The organism is Streptococcus australis, assembly GCF_019930045.1.
In the GTDB taxonomy this organism is placed as follows: Bacteria; Bacillota; Bacilli; order Lactobacillales; family Streptococcaceae; genus Streptococcus; species Streptococcus australis_D.
The window spans coordinates 1-10,208 of the sequence record NZ_JAHZQQ010000057.1 but is presented as its reverse complement, the minus strand read 5'-3'; the positions used below and the strand labels follow the sequence as shown (position 1 = coordinate 10,208).

Annotated in this window: 12 protein-coding genes; 8 read left to right on the top strand and 4 right to left on the bottom strand. The window is 33.8% G+C overall.

Annotated features, from left to right (window positions below; translation table 11 throughout):
• Positions 1-38: 38 nt before the first annotated feature.
• The 5 genes from K1J10_RS09210 to msr(D) all read left to right on the top strand — a co-directional run bounded on the left by K1J10_RS09210 (position 39) and on the right by msr(D) (position 6,412).
• Positions 39-806, top strand: coding sequence for a hypothetical protein (locus tag K1J10_RS09210; RefSeq protein WP_223356991.1), 768 nt, complete (start codon positions 39-41; stop codon positions 804-806).
• Entirely contained in the window at positions 793-2,283 is a 1,491-nt protein-coding gene (locus K1J10_RS09205; protein ID WP_049422417.1) for an LA2681 family HEPN domain-containing protein, read from the top strand. The genes K1J10_RS09210 and K1J10_RS09205 overlap by 14 nt, the downstream gene beginning before the upstream one ends.
• 772 nt (positions 2,284-3,055) lie before the next feature.
• Positions 3,056-3,226, top strand: a complete 171-nt coding sequence (locus tag K1J10_RS09200) for a hypothetical protein (RefSeq protein WP_000873143.1) — start codon at positions 3,056-3,058, stop codon at positions 3,224-3,226.
• A gap of 385 nt (positions 3,227-3,611) precedes the next feature.
• On the top strand, positions 3,612-4,829 hold the full coding sequence (gene mef(A) / locus K1J10_RS09195) for a macrolide efflux MFS transporter Mef(A) (RefSeq protein WP_223356990.1): 1,218 nt from the start codon (positions 3,612-3,614) through the stop codon (positions 4,827-4,829).
• A 119-nt stretch (positions 4,830-4,948) separates the two neighbouring features.
• Positions 4,949-6,412 (top strand): ABC-F type ribosomal protection protein Msr(D), encoded by a 1,464-nt coding sequence (msr(D), locus tag K1J10_RS09190; RefSeq protein WP_000420313.1) that lies wholly within the window; start codon positions 4,949-4,951, stop codon positions 6,410-6,412.
• A 117-nt stretch (positions 6,413-6,529) separates the two neighbouring features.
• On the opposite strand, the gene K1J10_RS09185 is transcribed toward msr(D), so the two are convergent.
• From K1J10_RS09185 to K1J10_RS09170, 4 genes are read right to left on the bottom strand one after another with little or no spacing between them, the layout of a single operon-like run.
• Positions 6,530-6,829 (bottom strand): DUF5960 family protein, encoded by a 300-nt coding sequence (locus K1J10_RS09185; protein ID WP_001072467.1) that lies wholly within the window; start codon positions 6,827-6,829, stop codon positions 6,530-6,532.
• A complete protein-coding gene (locus K1J10_RS09180) occupies positions 6,816-7,184 on the bottom strand; it encodes a hypothetical protein (RefSeq protein ID WP_000567222.1) in 369 nt (122 codons plus the stop codon). The genes K1J10_RS09185 and K1J10_RS09180 overlap by 14 nt, the downstream gene beginning before the upstream one ends.
• Positions 7,185-7,196: 12 nt before the next feature.
• The gene (locus tag K1J10_RS09175; RefSeq protein WP_000806926.1) at positions 7,197-7,532 is read right to left on the bottom strand and encodes a DinB/UmuC family translesion DNA polymerase; all 336 of its coding nucleotides are present in this window, start codon (positions 7,530-7,532) and stop codon (positions 7,197-7,199) included.
• The gene (locus tag K1J10_RS09170; protein WP_001813542.1) at positions 7,529-7,774 is read right to left on the bottom strand and encodes a hypothetical protein; all 246 of its coding nucleotides are present in this window, start codon (positions 7,772-7,774) and stop codon (positions 7,529-7,531) included. The genes K1J10_RS09175 and K1J10_RS09170 overlap by 4 nt, the downstream gene beginning before the upstream one ends.
• 393 nt (positions 7,775-8,167) lie before the next feature.
• On the opposite strand from K1J10_RS09170, the gene K1J10_RS09165 reads away from it, so the two are divergent.
• From K1J10_RS09165 to K1J10_RS09155, 3 genes are all read left to right on the top strand, one after another.
• On the top strand, positions 8,168-8,785 hold the full coding sequence (locus tag K1J10_RS09165; protein ID WP_049422424.1) for a TetR/AcrR family transcriptional regulator: 618 nt from the start codon (positions 8,168-8,170) through the stop codon (positions 8,783-8,785).
• A gap of 108 nt (positions 8,786-8,893) precedes the next feature.
• A complete protein-coding gene (locus tag K1J10_RS09160; RefSeq protein WP_002890485.1) occupies positions 8,894-9,604 on the top strand; it encodes an ABC transporter ATP-binding protein in 711 nt (236 codons plus the stop codon).
• Positions 9,597-10,154, top strand: coding sequence for a hypothetical protein (locus tag K1J10_RS09155; RefSeq protein ID WP_455906971.1), 558 nt, complete (start codon positions 9,597-9,599; stop codon positions 10,152-10,154). Before K1J10_RS09160 ends, K1J10_RS09155 begins: the two co-directional genes overlap by 8 nt.
• The last annotated feature ends 54 nt before the right edge of the window (positions 10,155-10,208 follow it).

Here is a 10,208-nt window from a genome sequence, read left to right as displayed (position 1 = left end):
TTTGTGTGAATACTTACAGTTTACCCCAATGAAACGCTATGAGTTTTTTTGTTGCACTATATTTTACAATTTATCTAATATTAAGTTTAACTAATAAAGATTGTATAGCTACGTTTAATTGGGACCCTTTACTTATACAGGCTTATATTCGCTGCTCAAAAATTACTCTGAACTTGCCAAAAATTCTTTGTTTACATGGGAATGTAGCTGTTGGGTTTTGTGAAGAACATATTGAGTTTGGAGGAGTAGATTGCTACTGCCCAACATGTTATAAAAAATTAAATCCAACAAAATTATTGTATCCCGTAAAAAACAAAGACTATTCTTCCGATGGATACATAAATTGGTGTTGGAAAGCATTAGATTACTTTGTCGATCATTCATATATGTTAACTATTTTTGGATACAGTGCTCCTAAGAGCGATGTAGATGCTGTTAATTTAATGAAAAAAGCATGGGGAAATATTGAAGACCGACCACTTGAAGAAGTTTCCGTAATAGATATTATAGACGAAGAGACTATGCTAAATACATGGAAAGACTTTATTCATAGCCATCATTATAGGTATTCAAATTCATTTTTTGATTCTTACTTAGCAAAATTTCCAAGAAGAACTTGTGAAACCGTATTTGCAACATTTTCATTAAATGTTCCTTCTGATGGTAGTAGAGGATTTAAAGAGAATTTTAATTGGGACATGATAAAAGAGTTTTTATCTGATATGTTAGTTGAAGAACAGGAAAATAAAGGAAAATCAAATTTAAAATCGAAATATTTAGTTTGGGGTGAAGATGTTAACAAATAATCCAATTAATCATAGTGTACTTAAATTGTCAATGGATTTCGATAATGCTTTTAAACATAAAAATATAAAGGAAATCCATAGACTAATAGAATTTGGAAAAAATATGGAAAACACTATTGATGATATTTCCAAAATTCAATTATTTTATTCTATTGGGACAGCATACGCTGATATATTTGAACTAAGTGATAACTTAGTTTTCAACATAGATACCGATTTTACAGTTCAACAAATTTATTACTTTAGAAAAGCTATAGAAATTTCAAATAAAGTTGATATAAATTCTGAGAACAGTAGGTTTGTTTTCCCATTATTATGTTCACTTTACACTAATTACGCAAATTTATTAGATGCTTGTGGTAGAAAGCAGTTAGCTATTAAGATGTATTGTAAATGTATACAAATCAATCCAAGATTCACAATGGCTAGTGGTAACTTAGCTATTTGTCTAGATCATTATCGTAATTTTTTGAATGATAACGAACACCTCCACTTTATTAAAAAAATTAAAAATTTAATAGAAACAAGCATAACTGTTTCAGATCCAAACAGAGTTGATTATGCAGAAAAGCGATTTATTGAACTTTACGAACAATATCTTGATTATAAAGATATAGATGAATGTTCTTGTAAAACAATCGATTATAATCCTAATTCACAAAAGTATCGTGAATGGTGTTGGAACAACGGGCTGTATCTTAATCCACTTAATGACTTACAAGCTGACGATATAAATAGATATGATGATAATCTTTTACTACCAAGTTTATTATTTCAATCGGATAAAGATTTAAACAAATATATTTCTATGTTTAATCAAATTAAGCAAGAATATGTTTATGCCCGTTATCTCTGTTTTAATAGCATTGAGAGTGATTCGGTTCATTATGCTGACGAGAATGTTGATCTTATTGATTGTCTAGACTACGTACAATACTCTATCCGAGTTGAAGGATTAAAAGCATCTTTTAAAACACTATATTCATTATTAGATAAAGTAGCTATGTTTATAAATGAATATTATTCTTTAAAAATTGAAACTCGAAAAGTAAATTTCCATTCAATTTGGAGATCAAATAGTGATTTAAATAAAATGTTGGATAAGAATATTGGTCTGTCATCTATATTTTGGATAGAGAAAGATTTTGATAATGGTGATAATTCTTTAACAGCTAATCCAAACTCAAAGCGATTGAAAATTATTAGAAATTATTTAGAGCATAGATTTACTAATATAACATTGAATATTTTTAATGGAAGTGAAGATAATGAAGATAATAATGAAACCAGACTGTATCTAACTGAATCTGAACTTCAAGAGTTTGCATTAGATTTATTAAATCTTGTAAGAGAAGTTATTTTTTCACTCAAAAATGCCATTCAAATAAGTGAAAATGAAAAACAATCTACTCTAAGCAGTGAAGTTGCTTTAATTCCGATAAATTATGAAGAAGTAGATTTGGAAGATAAATTATAGCATTGAGCATACAATTTATAGTCGTTATAAAAAGCAATAGTCTAAATTCATTTAACTAATCGACTTAACTAGAGTTAAACCATTGATAAAACTGAATTAGAAGGATAAAGTACACTCATTAAGCAGTGTACTTTATTTTTGTTTTGTACATTATTTGTTGATTGCTTAATCAATACTACATCTCTATCAGGCAATTCAGACTCCATTTAGTCCTCTAAAACCCATGTTGAGGCGGTAAGTTTGCTAGTCAAGGAGTAAAACGACGAAGATTAGCATTTACTTCCGCCCATGCGATAGCTGTCCGTGATTGACAAGTGCTAGCACGCAGACAGAACGGAGATAGCGAACCGCTGAGTGTGTCGCTCTGCTCGTAAAAGCTTAGAAACCTTTGAACGAAAGGGATAATGAAAGCCTTGATTGCAAGGCTTTTTGCTTTATGGTGGGTAAGTATCAGAGTGAGAAAATTTTTGGAATGAGTAGAAGTGATAGCTAGAAATTATCAGTTTCTATTTCCATTTACCCTGTGGGTACGTGTTTGTTTCCATTGACAAGGAGTTTGTGGGAATAGAAATGTACCCACCTTGTTTGAATCAAGTGAAGTGTAGTTGAAGGAAATCTGTTGAAAGCAATACTTCATTTTACCGAATAAGTAATAATTTAGGCAACTTCAAATCGATTAAAAAAAACTATTTTAAAGGTTAAGAGTAGACAAAAATTGTCCACTCTTTTTTGCAAACTCAATTTATCAATAAATGAAATGAGGGAATGTAAAATGAAATATTTTGAGGTTGAGTTAGAAAATCCTGATGAATTTTTAAAACTACAAACAGAAGATTTTGTGAAAGCTAATCGCTTGCTACTAAGGAAGATAATCCAGAGCGTTACAGTCTATGAAGAAAACTTCGTCATATCCTTTAAATCTGGCATCGAATTGGAAGTATGAGTCTCATTCCATAACTTTTATATTGAACATATCATCTTGTTGTGTTATACTATAAATTGATATAAACAAAGATGTAGGAGGAACCGAAACTATGACAGCCTCAATGCGTTTAAGATAAGCTGGCAATAAAAAAAGCAGAATCTATACCCGATGATAGGCTTTTTTGTTGTGCTTATTTATACGATATTGAGCATTCATTAGTTACGGTGAGGATATTGGTTATTTAACTATACCTTTATTTAACTATGTCTTTAATATGAATGTTTCCAAATTGTATGTATGCAGACCAAAAGCCACATTGTGGGGTTTGGCCTGCATTTTTTATTGCCTAGAATGCTATTCAAAATAGAAATTCAAGCAAAATAATATGCAGGAGATAATATAAATGGAAAAATACAACAATTGGAAACGAAAATTTTATGCAATATGGGCAGGGCAAGCAGTATCATTAATCACTAGTGCCATCCTGCAAATGGCGATTATTTTTTACCTTACAGAAAAAACAGGATCTGCGATGGTCTTGTCTATGGCTTCATTAGTAGGTTTTTTACCCTATGCGATTTTGGGACCTGCCATTGGTGTGCTAGTGGATCGTCATGATAGGAAGAAGATAATGATTGGTGCCGATTTAATTATCGCAGCAGCTGGTGCAGTGCTTGCTATTGTTGCATTCTGTATGGAGCTACCTGTCTGGATGATTATGATAGTATTGTTTATCCGTAGCATTGGAACAGCTTTTCATACCCCAGCAATCAATGCGGTTACACCACTTTTAGTACCAGAAGAACAGCTAACGAAATGCGCAGGCTATAGTCAGTCTTTGCAGTCTATAAGCTATATTGTTAGTCCGGCAGTTGCAGCACTCTTATACTCCGTTTGGGATTTAAATGCTATTATTGCCATCGACGTATTGGGTGCTGTGATTGCATCTATTACGGTAGCAATTGTACGTATACCTAAGCTGGGTAATCAAGTGCAAAGTTTAGAACCAAATTTCATAAGGGAGATGAAAGAAGGAGTTGTGGTTCTGAGACAAAACAAAGGATTGTTTGCCTTATTACTCTTAGGAACACTATATACTTTTGTTTATATGCCAATCAATGCACTATTTCCTTTAATAAGCATGGAACACTTTAATGGAACGCCTGTGCATATTTCTATTACGGAAATTTCCTTTGCATTTGGGATGCTAGCAGGAGGCTTATTATTAGGAAGATTAGGGGGCTTCGAAAAGCATGTATTACTAATAACAAGTTCATTTTTTATAATGGGGACCAGTTTAGCCGTTTCGGGAATACTTCCTCCAAATGGATTTGTAATATTCGTAGTTTGCTGTGCAATAATGGGGCTTTCGGTGCCATTTTATAGCGGTGTGCAAACAGCTCTTTTTCAGGAGAAAATTAAGCCTGAATATTTAGGACGTGTATTTTCTTTGATCGGAAGTATCATGTCACTTGCTATGCCAATTGGGTTAATTCTTTCTGGATTCTTTGCTGATAAAATCGGTGTAAATCATTGGTTTTTACTATCAGGTATTTTAATTATTGGCATTGCTATAGTTTGCCAAATGATAACTGAGGTTAGAAAATTAGATTTAAAATAAACAATATTGGAGGAATATTTATGTATCTTATTTTCATGTAACTCTTCCTGCTAAAATCGCAGGGTTTTCCCTGCATACAAGCAAATGAAAGCATGCGATTATAGACAGGAGGAAATGTTATGGAATTAATATTAAAAGCAAAAGACATTCGTGTGGAATTCAAAGGACGCGATGTTTTAGATATAAATGAATTAGAAGTATATGATTATGACCGTATTGGTTTAGTAGGAGCAAATGGTGCTGGAAAAAGCACTTTACTCAGGGTACTTTTAGGAGAATTAACTCCCCCAGGATGTAAAATGAATCGTCTGGGTGAACTTGCCTATATTCCCCAGTTGGACGAAGTAACTCTGCAGGAGGAAAAAGATTTTGCACTTGTAGGCAAGCTAGGTGTTGAGCAATTAAATATACAGACTATGAGCGGTGGTGAAGAAACAAGGCTTAAAATAGCACAGGCCTTATCGGCACAGGTTCATGGTATTTTAGCGGATGAACCTACGAGCCATTTAGACCGTGAAGGAATTGATTTTCTAATAGGACAGCTAAAATATTTTACAGGTGCACTGTTAGTTATTAGCCATGACCGCTATTTTCTTGATGAAATAGTAGATAAAATATGGGAACTGAAAGATGGCAAAATCACTGAGTATTGGGGAAACTATTCTGATTATCTTCGTCAGAAAGAGGAAGAACGTAAGAGCCAAGCTGCAGAATACGAACAATTTATTGCGGAACGTGCCCGATTGGAAAGGGCTGCGGAGGAAAAGCGAAAACAGGCTCGTAAAATAGAACAGAAGGCAAAAGGTTCTTCAAAGAAAAAAAGTACTGAAGACGGAGGGCGTTTAGCTCATCAAAAATCAATAGGAAGTAAGGAAAAAAAGATGTATAATGCTGCTAAAACCCTAGAGCACAGGATTGCGGCCTTAGGAAAAGTAGAAGCTCCGGAAGGCATTCGCAGAATTCGTTTCAGGCAAAGTAAAGCATTGGAGCTCCATAATCCATACCCTATAGTCGGTGCAGAAATTAATAAAGTATTTGGGGATAAGGCTCTGTTTGAAAATGCATCTTTTCAAATTCCGTTAGGAGCAAAAGTGGCGTTAACTGGTGGTAATGGAATCGGAAAAACAACTTTAATCCAAATGATCTTAAACCATGAAGAAGGAATTTCTATTTCGCCTAAGGCAAAAATAGGTTACTTTGCACAGAATGGTTACAAGTACAACAGTAATCAGAATGTTATGGAGTTTATGCAGAAGGATTGTGACTACAATATATCAGAAATTCGTTCAGTGCTAGCATCTATGGGGTTCAAACAGAACGATATTGGAAAAAGTTTATCTGTTTTAAGCGGTGGAGAAATTATAAAATTGTTGCTTGCTAAAATGCTCATGGGTAGATATAACATCCTAATAATGGATGAACCCAGTAACTTCCTTGACATACCAAGTTTAGAGGCTTTGGAAATACTAATGAAGGAGTACACCGGAACTATCGTGTTTATCACCCACGATAAACGATTACTCGAAAATGTAGCAGATGTAGTTTATGAAATTAGAGATAAGAAAATAAATCTGAAACATTAAATTTAAGGTAGTCGCTGGTCAGTATAGTCTGTTCTGGTTGGCGACTCCATTGTTAAAGAGTATAAAGACTTTAGATTTTATGAATATTAAAAATAGGAACAGTCAATTGAACTGCTCCTATTTTTCTGCTAAATATATTGTAGTTTTCTTATATGTATAATGATAGATTAGCGGATTCTCATCTACGGTACTTACTTCAAATATGAAGAAGTGATCGCGGTTATCTCTGGACTTTTCCTTATTGAGGACAAAGTAATTCTTACGTGAAGTCGCCATTGTTTTTAGGATATCATCAGTTAGGAAGGTCAATGGAATATTCATGTTAGAGTAGCGGTAGAAGTCACGTTCAAAATCTTGGTAGCTCTCGCTATAATAGTCCATTTGTAGGTGATTACGCTGAAACTCAAGCTGATTCATAGAGCACCTCCTCGACAAGTTCAATACTAATAATGTCTTTTAATTTCAAATTGATGTGACCTGTTGTAGTTTTTATCAAAATGAAATCTTTGGTCAGACTTGGTATTGTTCCAGTGTAGGAAACACGCTTGTTTTTTTCAATCACTTGAATGCGTGTGCGTAGCTGCCCGGCGTATACTTGACTGAGGAGTAATAATTTCTTCTCTAGTGATAAGTCAGACATGTACGTTACTTTGTTTGTATCATCAGAGAGTGCTGATGCATGTTCAGATAGGAAAAAGCCCATCCATTTTTGCATCTTTGTATCCTGGTACTCTCTTGCTGATTGAAATGGTAAATATGAACGGTCAATCATATCAAATCCTTTCTATGCAGAGGCAAGGGTATTTTTATCAAATTGAATCGTAAAACCTTGAATTCCCCCACCTGTGTAACATTCTTTAAAGCGATTGATTACCTCAGTATAGATTATCACAGATGAGCTTGTTGGCTTAATGCTAAATGTAAATTCCAATGGTAATCGGTTTTCAGATTTAGCATGTACTAGTCGTATCGATATTTCAGTTGTTTTGAGTTTTCTCTGACGAAGTTTTGAAGTTGCTGTTTCAACGATTCCATGTAAAAATCTTTCAAGCATTTCAATATCATTACATCCTTTGCTACGGATTTCTGAAAATTGTACTGTATTTTTTTCTTGTTTCATTTTAATCCCTCCAATCCACCCGCGGAATGACCACCGATAAGTTTACTGCGTTCAATATTTCTGGAACCTTCAGTTAGGACGGTTCCTTTTTGTATGGCTAAAAAACCAAACTGTTCTCTGACAACATCAATAGCTGTCTGAAGTCTATTATCTTTTTCAATTTGTTCTACATCATCAAAGAGTGATAGTAGAGTATAGCTTTCATCTACGAAGCCACTATAAGATACACCAATTTGTCTCACTGCACCAGAGGTGTATTTTTTCGGAATAATACAAGTACATGACTCACCATTGTTTTGGGGAGATTTGCGGGTTCAATTTTATTCTGAGCATTTATAGATTTTTTCATCTCAGTCCTAGAATAGCCAATATGAATAGAAACGACAGTAGTCAATACTAGGGCTACTGTTCCGTTCCACAGTATCATTTAAAAATCATTTTCACACCCTTTCGTCTATTAGTATAGAAGAAAGCTCTCAGCACATGTTGAGGCAGCATCACTGCTTGTACGAGCTTAGAAAAAATGTTAACGAAAAAGCCTTAGTGTCAAGGTTTTTTTGGTATCCTCAAAAAGGTAATTTTATAATTGACAATTTGTCAGTAGAGTAGTATAATTTATAAGCAGGAGGAATAAAATGCGAGATGTAAAAGATCCGGAAATTCGACGGGCTGAGATTATGGACGCTGCTATGCTCCTCTTTATGGAGAAAGGATATGCGAACACAACAACTCAGGATATAGTCGATAAGGTAAATATATCACGAGGTTTGCTATACTATCACTTTAAGAATAAAGAAGATATTCTGTATTGTCTCGTGGAACGTTATTCAGAGAAATTATTGAGTGTTATTCACGTGATTGTCTATGATGATGACAAAACTGCTATTGAAAAAATAAGAGCCTTTATAGATGCCACAATAATCTCTACAGATAACGTTTCAGCGGAAGGAACTGAGTTACAAAAGACGGTTGATCTTGAAGAAAATCGTTATATGTTAGATAAGTTATCTCATAAGCTCATTGAAAAACTGACTATATATTTTGAGAGGATAATAAATCAAGGCATCTCAGAAAAAGTATTTTCTGTAAAATATCCATCAGAAACAGCAGAATTTCTGATGACAGCCTATGTTTTTGTTTCAAATAACATAGGTATAAAAACTTCAAAGAAAGAAACTGTCAAAGATTACTTGAATGCATTTAAGATAATGCTGGAACAAAATCTAAATACAAAAGGACTCTTTAGCAATTAAAAAAGATAGAATGTTTGTAAAGAGAACTATGTACCGATAGCTAAATCAAAACAAGCTATCGGTATTATTTCAAAATATGACTGACAAATTGTCAATAGAGGTGAAAATATGTTAGAGATAAAGAATTTTAGTAAAAGTTATGGGGACAAGAAGGTTGTGGATAACCTATCTATTTCAGTACAGCCTGGAGATATTTATGGTTTTATTGGAGCAAATGGTGCAGGCAAAACGACAACGATAAAGGCAGTTGTCGGTATCCATGATTTTGAAGACGGAAGTATAATTATCAACGGTCATTCTATTAAAGAAGAACCTGTTATTTGTAAAAAAATGATGGCGTATATCCCAGATAATCCAGATTTGTATGAACATATGACAGGACTTCAATATATTAATTTTATTGCTGACTTGTTTGAAATTCCTACAAAAATACGCAAGGAGAGAATACAAAAATACGGTGATTTATTTGATATGACTGATCATCTTTCGGGGATAATTTCTTCATATTCACATGGAATGAAGCAACGAACAGCCATTATTTCTGCACTTGTACATTCTCCCAAACTGTTGATTTTAGATGAACCTTTTGTTGGGCTAGATCCCAAAGCAACTTTCCTACTAAAGAAAATTATGCATGAGTGTGTTTCAGATGGAGGTGCTATTTTCTTTTCAACCCATGTATTGGATGTTGCGGAAAAATTATGTAATAAGATTGCCATTATCAAAAATGGAAAGTTAATTGCAAGTGGCAATACAGGAGACGTCAAAGGTGATGAATCATTGGAGGCATTTTTCATGGAGGTGCAGAACAATGAGTAACATTTGGATACTGCTTAAAGCGCAATTGATTAATTTCTTTCCTATTAACGTGATTAGAGATTCACGAAATAAAAAACAAAGTTCAATGGCTATTGCGAGTTTTGGCATAATAACTCTTTCCTTATTTTGCTTTGTTTATAATATAATAACAGCGAAAACATTGGTACACGTCGGACAGCAGAACTTGATTCCAGCATATATGGTCTCTGTCTCAAGTTTTTCAATATTATTTTTGACAGTATTTTATTCGAATGGCATTTTATTTGGCAGTCGAGATATGGAAATTCTCCAATCCTTACCTGTTAAAAGTTCGTATATTATCACCAGCAAGTTCATGTTTATGTACTTATTGAATTTTTTAATAGGCTTGATGTTTATGCTTCCGGGTGGAATTATATGGGGCTTGAACGGAAGTTTAAACCTCCTACAGATTATATTGTATTTTACTTCTATAATTTTTGCCCCTTTGATCCCCATGTGTATAGCGGCATGCATGGGACTCGTTATTGTTGTCGCTTCATCTTTTTTTAAAGATAAATTGCAAGAATAAGTGCAACATTTACTTGAACTCATCCTCTAGAGCTTCACAAGCAGTTCTGTAAGC